At 69.3% G+C, this 19483-nt stretch carries 20 protein-coding genes; 9 read left to right on the top strand and 11 right to left on the bottom strand.

Features of this window, described 5'->3' with window-relative positions; translation table 11 throughout:
- Position 1: 1 nt before the first annotated feature.
- From ABZV40_RS09600 to ABZV40_RS09570, 7 genes are all read left to right on the top strand, one after another.
- The gene (locus tag ABZV40_RS09600) at positions 2-1051 is read left to right on the top strand and encodes an ABC transporter permease (RefSeq protein ID WP_355437983.1); all 1050 of its coding nucleotides are present in this window, start codon (positions 2-4) and stop codon (positions 1049-1051) included.
- Positions 1048-1818, top strand: a complete 771-nt coding sequence (locus ABZV40_RS09595) for an ATP-binding cassette domain-containing protein (RefSeq protein ID WP_355437981.1) — start codon at positions 1048-1050, stop codon at positions 1816-1818. The genes ABZV40_RS09600 and ABZV40_RS09595 overlap by 4 nt, the downstream gene beginning before the upstream one ends.
- On the top strand, positions 1815-2747 hold the full coding sequence (iolC, locus tag ABZV40_RS09590) for a 5-dehydro-2-deoxygluconokinase (RefSeq protein WP_355437979.1): 933 nt from the start codon (positions 1815-1817) through the stop codon (positions 2745-2747). Before ABZV40_RS09595 ends, iolC begins: the two co-directional genes overlap by 4 nt.
- A complete protein-coding gene (locus ABZV40_RS09585) occupies positions 2744-3649 on the top strand; it encodes an aldolase (protein WP_355437977.1) in 906 nt (301 codons plus the stop codon). Before iolC ends, ABZV40_RS09585 begins: the two co-directional genes overlap by 4 nt.
- Positions 3646-4533, top strand: a complete 888-nt coding sequence (iolB, locus tag ABZV40_RS09580) for a 5-deoxy-glucuronate isomerase (protein ID WP_355437975.1) — start codon at positions 3646-3648, stop codon at positions 4531-4533. Before ABZV40_RS09585 ends, iolB begins: the two co-directional genes overlap by 4 nt.
- Positions 4530-6383, top strand: a complete 1854-nt coding sequence (gene iolD / locus ABZV40_RS09575) for a 3D-(3,5/4)-trihydroxycyclohexane-1,2-dione acylhydrolase (decyclizing) (RefSeq protein WP_355437974.1) — start codon at positions 4530-4532, stop codon at positions 6381-6383. The genes iolB and iolD overlap by 4 nt, the downstream gene beginning before the upstream one ends.
- Positions 6384-6488: 105 nt before the next feature.
- A complete protein-coding gene (locus ABZV40_RS09570; RefSeq protein WP_355437972.1) occupies positions 6489-7478 on the top strand; it encodes an NADH:flavin oxidoreductase/NADH oxidase in 990 nt (329 codons plus the stop codon).
- A 73-nt stretch (positions 7479-7551) separates the two neighbouring features.
- Here the strand turns inward: ABZV40_RS09570 and ABZV40_RS09565 are convergent, their stop codons facing one another.
- Complete coding sequence (locus ABZV40_RS09565) at positions 7552-7734, bottom strand: DUF3073 domain-containing protein (RefSeq protein WP_355437970.1); 183 nt, start codon at positions 7732-7734, stop codon at positions 7552-7554.
- Positions 7735-7907: 173 nt separating this feature from the next.
- Between ABZV40_RS09565 and ABZV40_RS09560 the strand changes: the two genes are divergently transcribed.
- Positions 7908-8771 carry a hypothetical protein gene (locus tag ABZV40_RS09560; protein WP_355437968.1) on the top strand — a complete coding sequence of 288 codons (864 nt, stop codon included), beginning with the start codon at positions 7908-7910 and terminating at the stop codon, positions 8769-8771.
- Here ABZV40_RS09560 and ABZV40_RS09555 read toward each other — a convergent pair.
- The 5 genes from ABZV40_RS09555 to ABZV40_RS09535 form a co-directional block, all read right to left on the bottom strand.
- Positions 8714-9892, bottom strand: coding sequence for an MFS transporter (locus tag ABZV40_RS09555; protein ID WP_355437966.1), 1179 nt, complete (start codon positions 9890-9892; stop codon positions 8714-8716). The two genes, ABZV40_RS09560 and ABZV40_RS09555, sit on opposite strands and share 58 nt — an antisense overlap.
- 43 nt (positions 9893-9935) lie before the next feature.
- Entirely contained in the window at positions 9936-10505 is a 570-nt protein-coding gene (locus ABZV40_RS09550; RefSeq protein WP_112262787.1) for an aerial mycelium formation protein, read from the bottom strand.
- Positions 10506-10565: 60 nt separating this feature from the next.
- On the bottom strand, positions 10566-11390 hold the full coding sequence (locus ABZV40_RS09545; protein WP_355437964.1) for a 3-keto-5-aminohexanoate cleavage protein: 825 nt from the start codon (positions 11388-11390) through the stop codon (positions 10566-10568).
- Positions 11391-11573: 183 nt separating this feature from the next.
- On the bottom strand, positions 11574-12635 hold the full coding sequence (locus ABZV40_RS09540) for a folate-binding protein (RefSeq protein WP_355437962.1): 1062 nt from the start codon (positions 12633-12635) through the stop codon (positions 11574-11576).
- Complete coding sequence (locus ABZV40_RS09535) at positions 12632-13066, bottom strand: Fur family transcriptional regulator (RefSeq protein WP_355437960.1); 435 nt, start codon at positions 13064-13066, stop codon at positions 12632-12634. The genes ABZV40_RS09540 and ABZV40_RS09535 overlap by 4 nt, the downstream gene beginning before the upstream one ends.
- A gap of 26 nt (positions 13067-13092) precedes the next feature.
- On the opposite strand from ABZV40_RS09535, the gene ABZV40_RS09530 reads away from it, so the two are divergent.
- A complete protein-coding gene (locus ABZV40_RS09530) occupies positions 13093-13935 on the top strand; it encodes an aminodeoxychorismate lyase (protein ID WP_355437958.1) in 843 nt (280 codons plus the stop codon).
- 54 nt (positions 13936-13989) lie between these two features.
- On the opposite strand, the gene ABZV40_RS09525 is transcribed toward ABZV40_RS09530, so the two are convergent.
- The 5 genes from ABZV40_RS09525 to ABZV40_RS09505 form a co-directional block, all read right to left on the bottom strand.
- Positions 13990-16524 carry a glycosyl hydrolase family 18 protein gene (locus ABZV40_RS09525; protein WP_355437957.1) on the bottom strand — a complete coding sequence of 845 codons (2535 nt, stop codon included), beginning with the start codon at positions 16522-16524 and terminating at the stop codon, positions 13990-13992.
- An 85-nt stretch (positions 16525-16609) separates the two neighbouring features.
- A complete protein-coding gene (locus ABZV40_RS09520) occupies positions 16610-17461 on the bottom strand; it encodes a biotin-dependent carboxyltransferase family protein (protein ID WP_355437955.1) in 852 nt (283 codons plus the stop codon).
- The gene (gene pxpB / locus ABZV40_RS09515) at positions 17458-18045 is read right to left on the bottom strand and encodes a 5-oxoprolinase subunit PxpB (RefSeq protein ID WP_355437953.1); all 588 of its coding nucleotides are present in this window, start codon (positions 18043-18045) and stop codon (positions 17458-17460) included. Before pxpB ends, ABZV40_RS09520 begins: the two co-directional genes overlap by 4 nt.
- 62 nt (positions 18046-18107) lie before the next feature.
- Positions 18108-18752, bottom strand: a complete 645-nt coding sequence (locus tag ABZV40_RS09510; RefSeq protein ID WP_355437951.1) for an FABP family protein — start codon at positions 18750-18752, stop codon at positions 18108-18110.
- Positions 18753-19162: 410 nt separating this feature from the next.
- Positions 19163-19393, bottom strand: coding sequence for an HNH endonuclease signature motif containing protein (locus tag ABZV40_RS09505; protein WP_355438320.1), 231 nt, complete (start codon positions 19391-19393; stop codon positions 19163-19165).
- Positions 19394-19483: the final 90 nt, after the last annotated feature.

Raw genomic sequence — 19483 nt, 5'->3', positions numbered from 1 at the left:
GATGACCGTGACGGCTCAAGCGCCACCGGCTGCCGACGAACGGCTGGGCAAGCCGAGGTTGCTCGACCAGCTGGTCGTGCGTCCGGAGATCGGCGCCCTGCTCGGTGCACTGCTCGTGTTCCTGTTCTTCTCCGTGGTCACCGAGCAGTTCCTGAGCCTGGGCGGTGCGGCCACGTGGCTGGACGACGCCTCGATGCTCGGCATCATGGCGGTGGCCGTGGCGTTGCTCATGATCGGCGGCGAGTTCGACCTGTCCGCCGGCGTCATGACCGCGTCCACGGCGCTCGTCACGGCCATCCTCTCCACCCAGCTGGGTCTCAACGTCTGGCTGTCGTTGCTGGTCTCGCTCGCCTTCGCGCTGGCGGTGGGCGCGTTGAACGGCTGGCTCGTGATGCGCACGGGCCTGCCGAGCTTCATCGTCACGCTGGGCAGCTTCCTCGCGTTGCAGGGCCTCAACCTCGGCGTGACGCGCCTGATGACCGGCAGCGTGCAGGTGTCGGGCATGCGGGACACCGTCGGCTACGAGTCGGCGGGCTTCCTGTTCGCTTCGACGTTCCAGATCGGCGGCCAGAGCTTCTACGTGTCGATCATCTGGTGGGTGCTGTTCACGGTCATCGCCTCGACCGTGCTGGTGCGCACCAAGTTCGGGAACTGGATCTTCGCGATCGGTGGTGCCGCGCAGAGCTCGCGCGCGGTCGGTGTGCCGGTCGTGCGGTCGAAGATCCTGCTGTTCATGACGACCGCGTTCGCCGCGTGGCTGGTCGGGTCGATCAACATCCTGCGGTACGCGAGCGTGCAGGCGAACCAGGGCATCGGCCTGGAGTTCCAGTACATCATCGCGGCGGTGATCGGCGGCTGCCTGCTGACCGGCGGTTTCGGTTCCGCGGTGGGCGCGGCGATCGGCGCGCTGATCTTCGGCATGGCCCGGCAGGGCATCGTCTACGCCGGGTGGAACAGCGACTGGTTCCAGCTGTTCCTCGGCGTGATGCTGCTGGCCGCCGTGCTGGTGAACAACATGCTGCGGCGCCGGGCGGAAAGGGTGAAGCGATGACGTCCCTGATCGAAGTCGAGAACATCGGCAAGACCTACGGCAGCGTCATCGCGTTGAGCGACGTGTCCACTGTGGTCAACGCGGGTGAGGTCACCTGCGTGCTCGGCGACAACGGGGCCGGCAAGTCGACCCTGATCAAGATCCTGGCCGGAGTCCACCAGCACGACCAGGGCTCGTTCAAGGTCGAGGGCGAGGAGATCAGGTTCTCGTCGCCGCGCGAGGCCCTGGACCACGGCATCGCGACCGTGTACCAGGACCTCGCGGTCGTGCCGCTGATGTCGGTGTGGCGCAACTTCTTCCTGGGCTCCGAACCGACGACCAGGTTCGGTTTCCTGGACCGGAAGAAGGGCCGGGAGATCACCAAGAAGGCGTTGTCCGACATGGGCATCGACCTGCGGGACGTGGAGCAGCCGGTCGGCACGCTCTCCGGCGGTGAACGGCAGTGCGTCGCCATCGCCCGTGCCGTGTACTTCGGCGCCAAGGTGCTGATCCTGGACGAACCGACCGCGGCGCTCGGCGTGAAGCAGGCCGGTGTCGTGCTGAAGTACGTGGCCCAGGCGCGTGATCGCGGCCTCGGCGTCGTGCTGATCACGCACAACCCGCACCACGCCTACCCGGTCGGCAACCGGTTCCTGCTGCTCAAGCGCGGCCGCGCGCTGGGCAGCTACGAGAAGTCGGAGATCGGCCTGGAGGAGCTGACGCGGCAGATGGCAGGTGGAGCGGAACTCGAAGCGCTGGCTCACGAACTGCGGGGTGTCGAGGCGTGACGTCTCTGGAAGTGCTGACCGTCGGCCGGGTCGGGGTCGACCTCTACCCCGAGCAGTCGGGGGTGCCACTGGCCGAGGTCAGCACCTTCGCCAAGTCGCTCGGCGGCACCGCGACCAACGTCGCGGTCGCCGCCGCTCGGCTGGGGCGGAAAGCCGGCGTGCTCACGAAGGTCGGTCCGGACGGGTTCGGAACCTATGTGCGGCAGGCGCTGGAGAGCTTCGGAGTGTCGTCCGAGCACGTCGGCACCTCGCCCGACCTGCTGACGCCGGTGGTGTTCTGCGAGCTCAACCCGCCCGCGGACCCGCCGTTGCTGTTCTACCGGCTGCCGATCGCGCCGGACCTGACGTTGAACGAGGACGACGTGCCGTGGTCGCTCGTGCGCGACGTCCCGCTGTTGTGGGTGACGGGCACCGGGGTGTCCGCCGAACCGGCCCGCTCGACCCAGCGGGCGATGCTCGGCAGCCGGGCCCGGCACGGGCACACCGTGCTGGATCTCGACTACCGGCCGATGTTCTGGCCGGACGTCAAGACCGCGCGTGCCGAGATCAGCTGGATGCTCGACCACGTGACGGTCGCCGTGGGCAACCGGACGGAGTGCGAGATCGCGGTCGGCACGTCCGATCCCGACGAGGCCGCCGACCGGCTGCTGGCTCGCGGAATCTCGTTGGCGCTGGTCAAGAAGGGCGCCGAGGGCGTTCTCGTGGCCACGCCGGAAGGTCGTTGGACCGTGGAACCGAACCCGGTCGAGGTCGTGTGCGGCCTCGGTGCCGGTGACGCGTTCGGCGGGTCGTTGGTGCACGGCCTGCTGTCGGGCTGGGACCCGGTGAAGATCGCCCGCTACGCCAACGCGGCCGGCGCGATCGTGGCGTCCCGGCTGGCCTGCGCGGACGCCATGCCGGACCAGAAAGAGATCGAGGAACTGCTGTGATCACTGACGAGCAGTGGGCTTCTTTGCTGGAGACCCGCGCGACCGACCCCGGCGCGATGCGGCGGGCGTACCAGGCGCGGAGGCGGCGGAACTCGTTGCTGAACGGCAAGTCCACGCTGTTCCTGGTCGCGGCGGACCACCCGGCACGCGGTGCTCTCGGCGTCGGCGGCGACCCGCTGGCGATGGCCGACCGGCGGTCGCTGCTCGGCAGGTTGCTGACGGCGCTGGCGAACCCCGAGGTCGACGGCGTCCTCGGCACGCCGGACGTCATCGAGGACCTGTTGCTGCTGGACGGCCTGCACGAACGCGTGGTCATCGGTTCGATGAACCGCGGTGGCCTGGCCGGCGCGGACTGGGAGATCGACGACAGGTTCACCGCGTACGACGCGTCGTCCATCGCCGCGTTCGGGCTGGACGGCGGCAAGATGCTGCTGCGCCTGGTCGACTCGGACCCCGGCACGATCCCCACGCTGGAAGGCTGCGCGCGGGCCGTCACCGAGCTCGCCGAGCACGGGTTGATGGCGATGGTGGAACCGTTGCCGTACAAGCGTGATCACAACGACAAGCTGGTGCTGCAGAAGGACGCGGCGGCGCTGTCGCGTGCCTCGGCCGTGGCCGCCGGGCTGGGCGCGACCTCCGCCTACACCTGGCTGAAGCTGCCCGCGCCGGACGAGCCGGACGTCGTGCTGGACACCACCGCGTTGCCCGCGCTGGTGCTCGGTGGCGTGCCGTCCGAACGGCCGGAGGACGACCTCGCGTCGTGGGGCCGCTCGTTGCGCCACCCGACCGTGCGCGGCCTGGTCGTCGGTCGCGCGTTGCTCTACCCGCCGGACGGCGACGTCGCCGCCGCGGTCGCCGCCGCCGCTGAAGTTCTGCGCACCGCGAGGGGAATCACGGTATGACTTTGCACCGTCCACACGGGACGCTCTCGACCTCGACGGACGTCATCCACCTGACACCGGAGGACGCGGGCTGGACCTGCACGGGACTGCGCGTGCTGAGGATCGAGGCCGGTTGGGTGCGCACGATCGAGACCGGTGAGTTCGAGGCGTTCGTGCTGCCGCTCGCCGGATCGCTGACGGTCGAGGTCGACGACGAGAGGTACGAGCTGCAGGGCCGTGACTCGGTGTTCACCCGCGTCACGGACTTCGCCTACGTGCCGCGTGACGCCTCGGTGAAGCTGTCCTCTGTGGGTGGTTGTGAGGTCGCGCTGCCGATGGCTCGGTGCTCGCGGCGGCTGACGCCGAAGTACGGCCCGGCCGACGGCGTTCCGGTCGAGGTGAGGGGTTCCGGCAACGCCACCCGCCAGGTCACGAACTTCGGCGTGCCCGGCGTGTGGGACCACGCGGACAAGCTCAACGCGTGCGAGCTGATCACCCCGGACGGCAACTGGTCGTCGTACCCGCCGCACAAGCACGACGACACCGAGCCGTGCCTCGTGAACAACGAGGAGATCTACTACTTCCGCATCGCCGACCGCGACCAGGTCACCCCGTCCCGCACGGGTTTCGGTTTCCACCGCACGTACACCGACGACGGCACGATCGACGAGGACGTGACCGTGCGCGACGGTGACGTGTTCCTGATCCCGCGCGGCTACCACGGTCCGTGCGTCGCGGCGCCGGGTTACCCGATGTACTACCTGAACGTGCTGGCCGGACCGGGCGACGAGCGTTCGATGGCGTTCTGCGACGACCCGGCGCACACCTGGGTCCGCGACAGCTGGGCGACGCAGGAACTGGACCCGCGCTGCCCGGTCACGACCGCAGAGGGGCGGGTCAAGTGAAGCTCACGACCGCACAGGCGCTGGTCCGCTGGATGCTGGCGCAGCGCACGGAGTTGTTCGACGGCACGCAGGCGCCGCTGTTCCCCGGCGTGTTCGGGATCTTCGGTCACGGCAACGTGCTCGGTCTCGGCAACGCGCTCGAAGAGGTCCGCGACCGCCTGCCGGTCTGGCGCGGTCACAACGAGCAGGGCATGGCGCTGGCCGCGGTCGGCATCGGCAAGGCCACCCACCGCCGCCACGTCGGCGTGGCCACCTCGTCGATCGGACCGGGCGCGCTGAACATGGTGACCGCGGCGGGCGTCGCCCACGCGAACCGCCTGCCGTTGCTGCTCCTGCCCGGTGACACGTTCACCGGCCGCGCCCCCGACCCGGTGCTGCAGCAGGTCGAGCACTTCCACGACCCGACCGCGACGGTGAACGACGCGTTCCGCGCGGTCAGCCGCTACTTCGACCGCATCACCCGTCCCGAGCAGCTGCTGTCGACGTTGCCGCAGGTCGCGCGCGTCCTCACCGACCCGGCCGACTGCGGTCCGGTGACCCTGGCGCTGCCGCAGGACGTCCAGGCCGAGTCCTACGACTTCCCCGACGCGCTGTTCACCCCGGTCGTGCACCGCCTGCAACGGCAACGCCCGGACCTGCACGCCCTGGCCGACGCCGCACGGGCGATCCGCGGCGCGTCCCGCCCGTTGCTGGTCCTGGGCGGCGGCGTCCGCTACTCCGGCGCTGCCGGACGGGCGCTGCGGTTCGCCGAGCAGCACAACATCCCGATCACCGAGACCACCGCAGGCCGCACGCTCGTCCCGCACGACCACCCGCTGCACGCCGGCCCGCTCGGCATCACGGGTTCGACGTCGGCCAACGTCCTCGCGGGGGAGGCGGACCTGGTCATCGCCGTCGGCACCCGCCTGCAGGACTTCACCACGGCGTCCTGGACCGTCTTCGCGCCGGGTGTGCACCTGATCTCGTTGAACGCGGCCCGCTTCGACGCCGTGAAGCACGGCTCGTTCGCCCTGGTCGCCGACGCCGACGAGGGCCTGCGCGAACTGACCGACGTCCTCGGCACCTGGCAGGCCCCCGCCGACTGGGCTCGTCGGTCCCAGACCGAACGCGCGAAGTGGGACCGGCACATCACGTCACTGCGCGAGCCTTCCGCGGGCCTGCCCACGTACGCCCAGGTCGTCGGCGTCGTGAACGACGTCAGCGGTCCCACCGACTACGTGATGACCGCGTCCGGCGGCCTGCCCGGCGAGCTGATCGGGGGCTGGCGCGCGACCGGCGAGGCCACCATGGACGTCGAGTACGGCTTCTCCTGCATGGGCTACGAACTGGCCGGTGCCTGGGGCGCCGCCATCGCGCACACCGAGGGCGTGGTCACCACCCTGCTCGGCGACGGCTCGTACCTGATGCTGAACGCCGAACTGTTCTCCGCGGCCTTCGCGGGCCACGGCTTCGTCGCGGTCGTCTGCGACAACGACGGCTACGCGGTCATCCACCGCCTGCAGACGGGCCAGGGCGGCGCGGGCTACAACAACCTCTACGCCGACTGCACCACCAGTCACGCCGAACCCCCGCGCACGGACTTCGCCGCCCACGCCGCCGCGATGGGCTGCGCGGTCTTCCCCGTGGAGTCTTTGGGCGACCTCGAAGGCGCCTACCGCAAGGCCCGCGAGGTGGCGGTCAGCGAGAAGCGCCCGGCTGTCGTCGTGATCCGCACGCACCCGTCGTCGTGGACCGAGGCCGGGGCGTGGTGGGAGGTCGGTGTGCCGGAGGTCTCGCACCGGCCGGAGATCGCGGCAGCGCGCGAGGAAGTCCTGGAGGGCAAGGCGCGGCAGGTGCGCTACTTGAGCTGAGCGTCACCGCCCAGTGACTGAGACAACCGCACGCAGGGGAACAACGCGCGCACGAGCTCCCTTGAACAGTTAGTTAGGTCTACGAACTGTTCGAGGGAGCTTCTCGTGAGCCTGCTCTTCTCCCCGCTGACCCTGCGGTCGGTCACCCTGCCCAACCGCATCGCGGTGAGCCCGATGTGCCAGTACTCGGCCACCGACGGCGTGCCGAACGACTGGCACCTCGTCCACCTGGGCTCCCGCGCCGTCGGCGGCGCCGGCCTGGTGATCGCCGAGGCGACGGCAGTCGAGCCGCGTGGCCGGATCTCCGCGCAGGACGTCGGCATCTGGAACGACGAGCAGGTCGCGGCGTGGCGGCGGATCACCGCGTTCGTCAAGGAGCAGGGCAGCGTCCCCGGCATCCAGCTCGCGCACGCAGGCCGCAAGGCGTTCGGCGACTGGGTCCCGGTCGCGCCGACGACCGAGCCGTTTCCCGGCCTGAACACGCCGGAGAAGCTCACCGAGCACGGCAGCGTCGTCAAGGCGTTCGTCGAAGGTGCACTCAGGGCGGTCGAGGCCGGGTTCGAGGTGCTCGAGATCCACGCCGCCCACGGCTACCTGCTCCACGAGTACTACTCGCCGCTCACGAACGAGGGCAGCACCGAGGAACGCATCGCCGTCCCCGTCGAGGTCACCGCCGCCGTGAGGGCAGCGGTCGGCCCGGACGTGCCGGTGATCGTCAGGATCTCCGGCACCGACTGGGTGGAGGACGGCTGGACCGCCGACGACAGCGTTGTGCTGGCGCAGGCGCTCAAGGCCGCGGGTGCGGACCTGATCGACGTGTCCAGCGGTGGCAACACCGCGCAGGCGGACATCCCGATCGGGCCCGGCTACCAGGTGCCGCTCGCCGAGGCGGTGCGACGCAAGGCAGACGTGCCCACGGGTGCGGTCGGCCTGATCACCGAGGCGAATCAGGCCGAACAGGTGTTGAACGACGGTTCCGCCGACCTGGTCCTGCTCGCGCGCGAACTGCTCCGCGACCCGTACTGGCCGCTGCACGCGGCACAGCAACTGGGTGTGGAGGTCAAGGCGCCGAGGCAGTACGCCAGGGCGTTCTGAGGGCGCCCTCAGAGTTCAAGGGTTGGGCACCGATGATCGGTTTTGCCCAACCCTTGAACTCTTCAGGCTGAATTCAGCGACGGTAGTCGTCATAGTCGTCGTACGGGTCGTCGTGGCGTTCTTCGCCACCACTCCCGTTCGACGACGGTTCGCCAGACAGCTCGCGCTGCAGAGCAGCGAAGTCGGTCTCATGGGAGCTGTACTTGAGCTCCCTGGCGACCTTCGTCTGCTTGGCCTTCGCTCGGCCGCGCCCCATGGCTCGACCCCCTCGCACAGGGACGGGGGCGGCCGGGGGAACGGCGGCCCCACTCGTCTCGACAACTAGTTCCTGGTAACTACCGTACCGTGCCGATGGGGTTCCTCGCGACGCGGTAGGCGTGACACGTACCGCCAAATCTCGCCGCCACCCCCGCGTGGAAGGATGCACAGGTGCCCAGACCGTTCGTCGCCTACCTTCGGGTGTACGAACCGTTATCGGCAATGGACGCACCGCTAGCGGACAAAGTCCGAAAAGCCCTGGAAACAGGCCCGATACCTAGATCTGAGGTCGGGGACCTGGAACGGGAGCTGTGGTTGCGATCACAGTTGGCCGAGAAGATGCTTCCCGGCGACGCCCACTTCGACGTGATGACGATCAGTCCGGCCGAGGTTCCGACGTCTGACGCCGCGCGTGTCGGCCCCGGACCCCTCGTCTGCCCGCTCGACCTCAGGGCGCGGTCCGCGGCGGCTCTGGTGGGCTTCCTGGCTTCTTCTCCGCCGATCCTGCAGGACGCGGCCCTCAACGTTTCTCCGGAGACGGTGCGAGCGCGCGCGTCCGCCGTGATGGCGGAGCTCGCGGGAGGGGCGGTCCACGTCATCTCCACGACCTGGACGGTGCCGCTGCCCTGGTTCGCCCTCGTCGACCCGGCCCAGCGCCGCGTGGTGCTCGCCAGCGCCCAGGACGACCCGGAACGGCAGGTCTCCTGGCGCGTTGCCATGGCCGACGCGCGCCGCCGCATCGCACGGGCGTTGAAGGTCGTGAAGGCGTCGCTGGGCGAGGAGGGGCCGGCCAAGGTTCTCGCCGACACCGGACGCTGGCTGGAGCACTTCCACCCGCACTCGGCGGTCGAGCTCGACTACGGCGGCCTGGTCCAGCTGCTGGAGGACAAGGACCTCCTGGAGGACAGCTCGGCGGCCGACGTCAACGCCATCGTGGACGCCCTCGAAACCGGTGACGCCGAAGAGGTCGCTTTGCGCTACGAGACGCTGCGCGAGTTCTGGGGCGAGCTGGCCCGCAGGGAACGCCACGGCTGAAGCAGCACCCTCGCGGCCACCGCCGCGACGGCGGCAAGCAGCATCGCCGCCGGCCACGCCACGTGCACCGCGACCCAGCTCGCGACGAACGGCGTGATCGACGCGCTGAGGTAGTTGGCCGAGTTCTGCATGGCGATCGCGGTGGCGCTGCGGCCGTCCGGCGCGAGCTCACCGGCCTCGGTGACCGCGAGACCGTTCCAGCACACCGCCAGCGCGGTCGTCGGGACCAGCACGGCGACGAGCACGGGCATCGGTGCCTGGTCGAGCACCGCGACCAGCGCGAACCCCACCGCCGTGGCAACCGCGACGATCTTCAACGGCCCCACGCGGCTGCGCACCCGGTCCGACCACACGCCCACGGCCAGCCTCCCGGCGCCGCCCAGCGCCTGCGCCACGCCGAACACCACCGCGGCGGCCGTGACGGTCATGCCGTGGGTGCTCAGCAACGGCACGAGCAGAGCGGTCGCGGTGAACTGCGGTACCACGAGCAGCCCGCTGGCCAGCGACAACCTGAGCAGCTTCGGATCGGAGAGGATCAGGCCGTGGTCGCTGCCCGCCCTGGTCGCGCCGGGCGGCTCGCGGACCAGCAGTGCCACGGCCACCGCCACGAAAGCGGTCACCGAGGCCAACGCCACGAACGCCGCCGGGACGCCGCGGGCGATCGCGACCCCCGGCAGGAACGCCGCGGTGAGCGCCGCGCCCAGTGGGGTCGCCGTCTGCCGCACCCCCATGGCCAGCCCGCGGTTGCCCGCGCTGAACCAGGACATGACCGCACGGCCGCTGGCGGCGTTCACGCTCGCCCCGAAGAGCCCGGCGCCGAGCAACGCCACACCCGCGAGCCACGCGTTGCCGAGCGCCACCCCGAGCAGGCAGGCGGCCGCGCCGGCACCGCCGATGGTCATGGCGACCCGTTCGCCGCGGCGGTCCGCGAAAACTCCCCAGGGGACCAGCGCGACCATGGTGCCGAGGTTCACGGCGCCGAGAAGCAACCCCACCTGGGGCAACGTCAGGGAGAAGTGCTGCTGGAGCTGGGGGCTGATCGCCGGCAGGCCGAGGAAGACGGCCGCGTTCACACCCTGCGCCAGAGCTCCGATGCACAGCACGACCCAGCGGTACCCCATGAGGGCACGCTAGGTCTGCTGTTCAAAAAGTGGAACGTACTTCTCATCTCTTGGGACGGTGGTGGCCACGCTCGGCCGCCAGCAGCTCGTCCACCGACGCGCTCCCGCGCTGGTAGCGGGAAGCGATCTCGGCGTTGAGCTTGTCCACGACCACCTGCACCTCGCGCCGCCGCACCGATACCGAGGCCTCTTCCGAGATGAACGTCTCCAACGCCTCGGCGAGCCGATCGTCGGACAACTTGCTCACGTCGGAGAGGTCCACGTCGGAGACCAAAGCCTCAACGTGCCGTTGATGTGCATCAGCACGTGACGGCTCATGGGTCTGGTACCGGCCGAGGCCGGTCGCCGGACCAACGGCGTTCGTGGAGAGGATCGTGGCCAGCTGCTCGACCACCGCCGAGCCACCGGAACTGCGGCGCTCCTGCTCCGCGCGCACGATGTCGATCCGCGCGTGCAGCAGCCGCCGCAGGTAGGACAGGTCGGTCTCTTCCTGCGCTGCCTCGTCGCGGAGTTCGCGCACCTCGACGAGCGGGCGCTGCTCGACGCCCTCCGTGTAGTCGGGGGCGAGCACCCGGTCGATTCGGCGGCGCCCGCCAGGACGCACCTCGATCACGTGTCCATCCTGCGGTAGATCCTCCTCACCCGCCAACACATCCCATGCACCAAACTTGTCTCAAATGTGCACGCCTAGGAGCTTTCGCGTCTCATCTGGCGTCAAAGCAGGTCGTTGTGCGATCTTGGCCAGACCAGCGGCACGCGCTACGAGCTGTGCGTTGTCCCTCACCGGCACGCCACGTGAGTAGCTGATGGTGTCTTCCATACCCACTCGGAGATGGCCCCCCGCACCCAATGCGGTGAACATCACCGGAAGAGTGGTACGACCGATCCCGGTGGCGGAAAACGTTGCCCCGTCTGGCAGAGCGTTGACCGCGGCGACCAGTGTGGCGGCATCACCGGGCATGCCGCCCGGCACTCCCATGACGAAGTCCACGTGCACGTGGCCGCCCGCGGGCAGGCCGTGCTGGTCCAGCAGCCGCTTCAACGACGCGAGCTGGCCGATGTCGAAGATCTCGTACTCCGGCACGATCCCGCGTTCCTGCATGCCCTTATGCAGCGCGACGATGAACTCCCAGCGGTTCAGGAACACGTCGTCGCCGAAGTTGACCGTGCCCATCGTGCAGGACGCGGAGTCCGGCATCGCCTCCAGCACGCGCAGCCGGTCCGACTCGGGGTCGTGCACCGACCCGCCGGTGGACAGCTGGACGACCAGGTTGGTCTCCGAGCGCAGGGCCTCGACGGTCGCCTTCAGGCGGCCGAGGTCCAGGGTCGGCTTGGTGTCCTCGCCGCGGATGTGGACGTGGATCATGGCTGCGCCGACCTGCTCGCAGCTCTGCGCCGTCGCGACCAGCTCTTCCAGGGTCACTGGAAGCTGCGGGACGTCGGCCTTCGCGTGTTCCGCTCCGGTGGGAGCGACGGTGATGAGCGTGCCCAAGGACATAACCTCGGACTGTAGCGGGCCGACCACCAGCCTTCACCGTCGCTTTCGGCGCTCAGCAGGGCACCTCACGGCACCGGCCCCGCGCCCCCATATGCCCGATATGAGGGCGCGGGGCCGGCACCGCGATGCGCCCGTCTGAACGTCGAAAGCGCAGGCAAAGGCTGGTGGTCGACCCGCTGGGCCTCATCCCCGCAGGTTGCGAACGGCTTCCCGGCCCAGACCGGGGGTGTCCGGCGGCACCGAGTCGGGGTCGATTCGTGCCTGGACCTCCCGTTCGGGAGCTCCGGCGACGAGGTCCGACTCGATCGGTACGGACCGCTTGATCAGCGCCAACGCGATCGGGCCCAGCTCGTGGTGCAGGACCACGCTGCCCACCCGGCCGACCACGCGGCCGTCCAGCGTCACCGGGTCACCGGTCTCCGGCTGGGCGTCCGCAGAACCATCCAGGTGGAGCAGGAGCATCCGGCGCGGCGGGCGTCCCACGTTGTGGACCTTGGCGACCGTCTCCTGGCCGCGGTAGCAGCCCTTGTTCAGGTGCACGGCCTGGTCGACCAGGTTGACCTCGTGCGGGATCGTGCGCTCGTCGGTGTCCACGCCCTGGCGCGGCCGCAGGGCCTCGACCCGCAGCGCCTCGAACGCGAAGCTGCCGGCCGGTCGCGCGCCCGCGTCCGTGATCTTCTGCCACCACTGCGCCAGCTCACCGCGCGGCACCAGCAGGTCGACCGAGACCTGGCCCGGCCACGACGTCCGGCGGACGAAGCCCTCGCCGAGCGCGTCGACGTCCGACGGCATCGGGATGTTCAGCTTCTCCAGCAACGCGGGCGTGTCCGGTCCGATGACCGACAGCAGCGCGAACTCCGCCGTGGCGTCGCGCGGCTCGACCTTCGACCAGAAGACCATCTTCTTCAGGTACGCCAGCAGGTCGTCGACCTTCTCGACGTCCAGGAACACCGTGCCGCCGACGTTCGCGACGACCAGGTGGTGCTCCAGCCTGCCCTGCGCGTCGAGGATCAGCGCCTCGGTCGCGGCACCCTCGCCCAGCTGCTCGAAGTGCTGGCTCGTCAGCTGGTGCAGCCACTTCAGCCGGTCCTCGCCGGGGATCGCGATGACACCCCGGTTGGAGCGATCCACGACCACGACCGACCGCGCCGCCGAACGTTGCTCGGCAAAGGGGTCGCCGTAGTGCCAGGCAACGCCTGCGTCGGTGGAATCGTCGGGCGGTGGGACGGCTCCGGGGAAGGTCACTCTGTCTCCTGCTCCTGCTTCAGGCAGTCGCGGCACGTGCCGGACAGCGCGAGGTGGCTCGCATCCAGTTCGAACCCGTCGCGCTCCCGCAATGTTCCGACCAGCGGGTCGAGAAGCTCACACGGGATCTCGTCGATCCGGCCGCAGACGTGGCACACCAGGTGCACGTGCTGGTGGTCGTCGACCGAGTAGTTCGGCGCGCCGTGACCCAGATGGGTGTGCCGCACCAGCCCGAGCCGGTCGAGCAGGTCGAGCGTGCGGTAGATCGTGGTGATGTTGACCGTCGGCGCGGTCTCCTGGACGCGCTGGCAGATCTGCTCGGGCGTCGCGTGCCCGAGCGACCTGACCGCGTCCAGCACGAGCTGGCGTTGCGGCGTCATCCGCATGCCGCGGTCGTGCAGCGTTTTGCGCAGCCCTCTTGCGGTCTCCACACCACCGATGTTAGTAGGCTCCTTCCATGCGCGTGCTCGCACTGCTCGACGGAACCCTCGCTGACCCCGACTCGCCGCAGATCCGCGTCGACGACCTCGGGCTCATGCGCGGTGACGGCGTGTTCGAAACGATCCTCGTGGTCGACGGGAAGCCCCGCGAACTCACGCCGCACCTGGACCGGCTCGACCGGTCCGCGGCCATGCTCGACATGCAGCCCCCTCCGCGTGCGGAGTTCGAGCGCGCGGTCGAGCTCGTCATCGGCAACTGGGCCGGCGGCAGGGAGTTCGCTCTCAAGCTCGTCTACACCCGCGGTATCGAGGGCGGTGACGGCACGCCCACCGGTTTCGCGCTCGGCATGGAGATCGGCGCGAAGGTGCTCACGCAGCGCGCCGAGGGCCTGTCCGCGGTGACGCTGGACCGCGGCATCGACGCCGACCTCGCCGACCGGGCGCCGTGGCTGCTGCTGGGCGCGAAGTCGCTGTCGTACGCGATCAACATGGCCGCGGTCCGCGAGGCCGAGCGCCGCGGTGCCGCCGAGGTCATCTTCACGACCTCGGACGGCTCGGTGCTGGAAGGCCCGACCTCCACGGTGATCCTGGTGCGCGGCAAGACGCTGGTCACGCCGCCGTCGAAGCTCGGCATCCTGCCCGGCACCACTCAGTACGCGTTGTTCCGCGCCGCCGAGCGCGCCGGCTGGACCGTGCTCGTGGAGCCGATCCAGGCCGGCGAGCTCTACGACGCCGAGGGCGTGTTCCTCGCGTCCAGCGTCCGCAAGATCACGCGCGTGACCACGCTGGACGGCAAGCAGCTGCCCGACTCCTCGGCCCTGCTCACCGAACTGCAGGGCCTGTACGAGTCCGAGTACTGAGGTCGATGAAGGGCGCCTTCCTCCACGTGAGGTGGATGAAGGCGCCCTTCATCGTCAACGGAGTCCGGAGTCGACCGCGGTCATCAACGGGCCGCGGTCGCCCGACATCTCCCAGATCATCGCGCCCAGCAGGTTCTTCGACCTCAACCACGCGGTTTTCTTCTGAATGGACCACGCGTCGTCGAAGGTCCACCACTGGTTGCCGGTGTAGCAGTAGGTCGCCACGGCCTGCTCGTCGTGGTGGACGGTGCAGTTCGGCACGGACGCGACGAGGTTGGCGTATCCGCGGGTGCCCGCCTCCTCGGCGAACTGGCCCGGTGCCGCGCCACCCGCCGCCTGCCACTCGCCGTTCTTGCCGCCGTCGGTCACGTTCTGCCAGCCACGACCGTAGAACGCGAGTCCCACGGTGATCTTGCGCGGCGGCACGCCGGCGTCGAGGTACTGCTGCACCGCGTTCTCCACGCTGAAGTGGAACGAGTACGGGTCGTCGGTGTCGGCGTACAGGTTGCCCTGGTGGCCGGTCCGGTTCGGCTCCCACGAGTTGTCGCTGCCCGCGCCGTGGAAGTCGTAGCCCTGGACGTTGAAGACGTCCATCGACTGCGCGACCCGGCCGAGCTCCCAGCCCGCCGCGATCTTGGCGGGGTCCGCCGGGGTGAACGCGGTGAGCTGGTAGCGCTTGCCGGTCGTGACGCCGAGCGCGTCGAGCTGACGCCGGAACTCCTCGATCAGCAGCGAGTTGTTCACCTTGTCCTGTGGCCCGAAGTGGTTGCCCGCGTGGCCTTCCGCGCCCGGCCACTCCCAGTCGAGGTCGATGCCGTCGAAGATGCCGGCCGCGCTGCCGGGACCGCCCGCACCGTTGTAGGTGGGCAGGTTGCCCTTGATGTAGACGTCCAGACACGACGACACGAACTTCTTGCGCGCCGCGTCGGTGGCCGAGACGTCGGAGAAGTACTTCGAGTACGTCCAGCCGCCGATCGAGATCAGCACCTTGAGGTCCGGGAACTTCGCCTTGAGCTTGCGGAGCTGGTTGTAGTTGCCGCGCAACGGTTCCCAGCCCGAGTCCGCGACGCCGTCGACGGACTGCGCCGCGCTCATCGGCCTGCTGTAGTCGGCCTCCGCGTCCCCCGCGCCGTCACCCTGGCTAGGGTCCTGCGGGTTGGACGTCGTGCCCTTCGTGACGCCCTGCAGGCACGTGAGGTTGACCGGGTCGATGTTGCCGAACGCGTAGTTGACGTGGGTCAGCTTCGCGGCGTCCATGTCCTTCACGAAGTACTGACGACCGTAGATGCCCCACTGCACGAAGTACCCGACACGGGCGTAGCCGCCGACGATGTCACTCGTGCTCTCGGTCAGCGCGTTGCTCGGTCCGGACAGGTTGTCGTAGGTGTCGCGGGCTCGCACGGTGAACGTGTAGCTGGTCGACGGCCCGAGACCGGAGACGGTCGCAGTGGTGCCGGAGACGGTCAGCTTCACGGTCGTGCCGACGTAGACGTCGTAGTTCGCGACACCGTTGTTGTCGGTGGATGCGTTCCACGCCAACGAGATGCTGCCCGCGTCCTTGGCGGTGGAGCGCAGGTTCGCCGGCGCGGTCGGCGGTGTCGTGTCGTTCGCGGGGTTGTTCGTCGTCACGCTCAGGGCCGTGCTCGGTGCCGATTGCGTGCCCTTGGTGTCCTTGGCCCGCACCGTGAACGAGTACGCGGTGTTCGGGTTCAGCCCGGTGATGATCGTCGACGTCGTGGTGGAACTGCCGGCGAGTGCCGTGCCGTTGTAGACGTCGTAGCCGGCGATCGGCAGCGAGCCCGCGGTGGAGGCGTTCCACTGCAGCGTCACCGTGCGGGTGGTCTTCGACGGTGACGTCAGACCCGTTGGGGCGCTTGGCGGAGTGTCCGGCGCCCCGCTGCAGTTCGCGTTGTTGATCCGGCAGGTGACCGGGTCGACGTTCGAGCTGATCGAGAACGTCGGGCTGTACGGCTCGGTGCTGCCGCCCGCCGCGACGCTCTTGTTGTAGTAGGCGGGAGTGAGCGTGACCGTGTTGCCGGACTGGGAAACCGCGCCGTTCTGGCCGTTGCTGACGGTTACGCCCGCGGGGAGCGTGAAGACGATCGACCAGTCGGAGATCGCGGCGGTGGTGTTGTTGCGCACGATGAACTTGGCCGTGCCACCGGCGACCGAGTAGTCGGCCGTGACACCGCTCGGCGCCGGCGCGGGGTCACCGCTGCCGTCGCACGCCATGTTGTTGATCGTGCAGGTGGTCGGGTCGGCCGCCGAGCTCAGCGTGAACGTCGGGCTGTACGGCTCGGTGTTGCGTCCGGCGGGGATGTTGTTGATGTAGAAGGCAGGAGTGAGCGTCACTCTCGTGCCGTTCTGGGTGGTGGTGGCGTTCTGGACGTTGCTCACCGTGACTCCGGCGGGCAGGTCGAACTTGATCGACCACCCGTTGAGCGCGGCCGTGCTCGCGTTGGCGACCACGAACTTGCCGCTCGTGCCGGTGCGGGAGAACGTCGCGGTGATGCCCGTGGCGGCCTGTGCGGGGACCGCCAGTGCGAGCACGGCGACCAGAACCGCCAGCAGGGCGGGGATTCGGCGCATGCGGAACTCCAGGTTGGTAGAGATTCCGCGGCGGCCCGGCAGTTACGGTATTTGGTCTGGACCACTTACGTCAACGTTGTGGACCTCAGCTGATCGGGCGGAACCGGACGCTCGTCCCCGGCCGCGCCTGGCCGAGAAACCGCAGGTGATCACGGTCGACGACACCGATGACGGGATACCCGCCCGTCGTGGGGTGGTCGTTCAGGAAGACCACCGGCTGCCCGTCGGGCGGCACCTGAACGGCGCCGGTGATCATCCCTTCGCTGGGAATCTCGCCGTCACGACGATTCAGCTTCGTGCCGTTGAGGCGTGCCCCGACCCGGTTGCTGCGGTCGGACACCGTCCAGGCCCCCTGGCGCAGCTGGGTTTCCGCGTCCTCGAACCAGTCGTCCCTCGGGCCGAGCCGGATCGGGATGACCAACGTTTGCAGCGCTCGGACCGGCGGCACCACGTCCGCGCCGGTGGGGACGTTCGGCTTACCGAGTGGCAGAACGTCGTTGTCCCGCAACGGTTCTGGACCGATTCCGGACAGCAGGTCGGTCGACCGGCTGCCCAGCTCTTCCGGAACGTCGACGCCCCCCGAGATCGCGAGATAGGTGCGCAGGCCGGTGTCCGGGGTGCCGATCCGCAGCGTCGAGGCCTTGGGGAGGTGCAGCGGCTGATGGGAGTCGGCGAGCCGGTCGTCGATCCAGACCTGCACCGGGGGACCGGTCACCGCGACCGTGCACGACACGTCGGTGGTGATCTCCGCACCGCCCAGCAGCAGTTCGAGCCCTGCGGCGGTCTCCTCGTTGCCGACGAGCCGGTTGGCGAGGGTGAGCGAGTGCGCGTCGAGCGCGCCGGACGGCGGCACGCCGAGGTGGGCGTGACCCGGCCTGCCGAGGTCCTGGACCAGGGCCTGCGGGCCGGTGCGGATGATCGTGACGGTGCGCTTCACGCCACCACGAACCTGACCCGGTCGCCCGGCTGGAGAAGTGCCGGGGTCTCGGCCTTCGGGTCGAACAGGGTGATGTCGGTGCGCCCGATCAGCCGCCAGCCGCCTGGGGTGGCCCTGGGGTAGGCCGCGGTGAACTCGCCGGCGATGCCCACGCTGCCTGCCGGGACCTTGGTGCGCGGCGAGTCGAGCCTGGGCTGCTGCAGGCTGGGCGGGAGGCCGGTCAGGTAGCCGAAGCCGGGCGCGAAGCCGCAGAACGCGACCTCGTAGGTGGCGCCCGTGTGGAGCCTGACGACTTCTTCCGGGCTGACGTTCGCCGTTTCGGCGACCAGGTCGAGGTCCGGCCCGTCGTAGGTGACCGGAATGGTGACCTCGCGGGACCTCGTCTCGGGCACGTGCGTGAGGTCGACGGTGGCGAGAACGTCCCTGACCTGGGCGAGAGCGCCCTTGACCAGCACCGTCCTGGCGGCCGGCACGAGCTCCTCGACCCCGTCGAGGCCCTGCAGGACTGCCCGGACGGCCGCCACCTCGGTCAGTGAGTCGACCTCGACGAGGAGCGCATCGGTTCCGCAGCGCCGTAGCAGCATGGACCTATGCTACGGGGAATCGTGGGATTGTTGAACAATCCCACGACCCGGAGTTTCGTGCGTCAGCCGACGACGCGCTTGAGGTGCGCGGACGCGTGCGGCTGCATCGGCTGGCCGACCATGGCCCGCTCCTCGACGTACGCGAGGTCACCGCTGTTGACGATGCCGTACAGGCGCTGCGCGCCCACGACTTCCTTGGCGGTCGCGGTGCGGACGACCGCGTCCGTCTCGAACTCCCAGGAGGTGTTCGTCCGCGGCTTGCCGTAGTACAGCTCGACGATTCCCGTGTTGTGGGTGAGCAGCAGCTCGATGGTGTCGTCCTGCTGCGGCCGCCAGAACCCCTGCTCACGCGCGGCGGGCCGAATCACCTCGCCGGCCTCGTTGAGCAGCCAGCTGCGCGCCTCGTAGACGAGGAACGGCCGCCCGTCGTGCGCGAAGGTGATCTGCTGACCGAAGCGGAACGGCCCGTCGATCGTCGGGTAGACGATCTCGCCCTCGCCTCGCCAGACACCCACGAGCGGAAGAACCGACAGCAGCGCGTCGTTGAGGTTCGCCCCCTCGCGCAGGTTCGCCGTGTCGCCCGGGATGGGCATGTCGGTGAACTGCGGGAGGTTGCGCTCACGCGTCGCCGCCGCTCGTTCCTCGGCCAGGCGGATGGCCTCGTCGCCGCTGCCGGGGATGGGGGCGGCGCCCGGGGTGGTCGTCATCGCTGGTCGGAGTAGAGGCGGTAGACGACGTAGCCCGCGAACCACATGACTGCGATTGTCACTAGGACCAGGAGTCCGGTGAAGATGTGTGCCACGGGGGTGAGGATATCTCTCGTGGGCTGACGTGCAGGGTTGTGGTGGTGCAGGACACCGGGCATCGGCCGCCGCGGCCGGTCGCCTGCCGTGCGGGCGGTCACCTTGCGTCGGTGGTCGGGTCGGGTCGTTCTGACGGGCCGGGTCATTTCATCGCCGCTTCGCGACGATTGCGATCGGGGCTTGACTTCGAGCCTCTGGCGAGATGCTTGTCGGCCTTCAAAAGCCGGGCACAGTAGCATCTCGCACTCAAAGTCAAGCCCCAATCGCGTGGGCTGGGCACGTCACCATCGCTACCTGGGTCGGCATTAGGCCGATCACGCGACCGTGTTGATGACGTTACGTCTCGGTTTTTGCTGCGGGTCGAGCCAGCTGGGTGCGTAGAACGTCGGGACGCCGTGCACCATTTTCACTTCCCACTCACTCTGGTGAATGAGCGTGTGGTGGTGGCGGCACAGCAGCACGGCATTCTTGACCGACGTGTCGCCACCATTCGCCCAGTGATGGACATGATGGGCGTCGCATTGTTTGGGTGGTCTGCCACAGATGGGTCGACCTTGAGCGCGCCTTCCGAGTTTCCTCGGGCACGTTTCTCAAGGTCGCCCGCCGAACCGGACGTGCGCCTCTCAACGCATCCG

This window comes from Lentzea sp. NPDC004782 (genome assembly GCF_040609115.1).
Taxonomy (GTDB): domain Bacteria; phylum Actinomycetota; class Actinomycetes; order Mycobacteriales; family Pseudonocardiaceae; genus Lentzea.
This window is presented reverse-complemented; position numbering and strand designations above follow the sequence as displayed.

Excerpts from the sequence above, each read along its gene's own strand:
- ABZV40_RS09600 (WP_355437983.1), top strand. The coding sequence starts at position 2 with ATGACCGTGACGGCTCAAGCGCCACCGGCTGCCGACGAACGGCTGGGC.
- ABZV40_RS09595 (WP_355437981.1), top strand. The coding sequence starts at position 1,048 with ATGACGTCCCTGATCGAAGTCGAGAACATCGGCAAGACCTACGGCAGC.
- iolB (WP_355437975.1), top strand. The coding sequence starts at position 3,646 with ATGACTTTGCACCGTCCACACGGGACGCTCTCGACCTCGACGGACGTC.
- ABZV40_RS09565 (WP_355437970.1), bottom strand. The coding sequence starts at position 7,734 with ATGGGGCGCGGCCGAGCGAAGGCCAAGCAGACGAAGGTCGCCAGGGAG.
- ABZV40_RS09555 (WP_355437966.1), bottom strand. The coding sequence starts at position 9,892 with ATGGGGTACCGCTGGGTCGTGCTGTGCATCGGAGCTCTGGCGCAGGGT.
- ABZV40_RS09545 (WP_355437964.1), bottom strand. The coding sequence starts at position 11,390 with ATGTCCTTGGGCACGCTCATCACCGTCGCTCCCACCGGAGCGGAACAC.
- ABZV40_RS09530 (WP_355437958.1), top strand. The coding sequence starts at position 13,093 with ATGCGCGTGCTCGCACTGCTCGACGGAACCCTCGCTGACCCCGACTCG.
- ABZV40_RS09525 (WP_355437957.1), bottom strand. The coding sequence starts at position 16,524 with ATGCGCCGAATCCCCGCCCTGCTGGCGGTTCTGGTCGCCGTGCTCGCA.
- pxpB (WP_355437953.1), bottom strand. The coding sequence starts at position 18,045 with ATGCTGCTACGGCGCTGCGGAACCGATGCGCTCCTCGTCGAGGTCGAC.
- ABZV40_RS09510 (WP_355437951.1), bottom strand. The coding sequence starts at position 18,752 with ATGACGACCACCCCGGGCGCCGCCCCCATCCCCGGCAGCGGCGACGAG.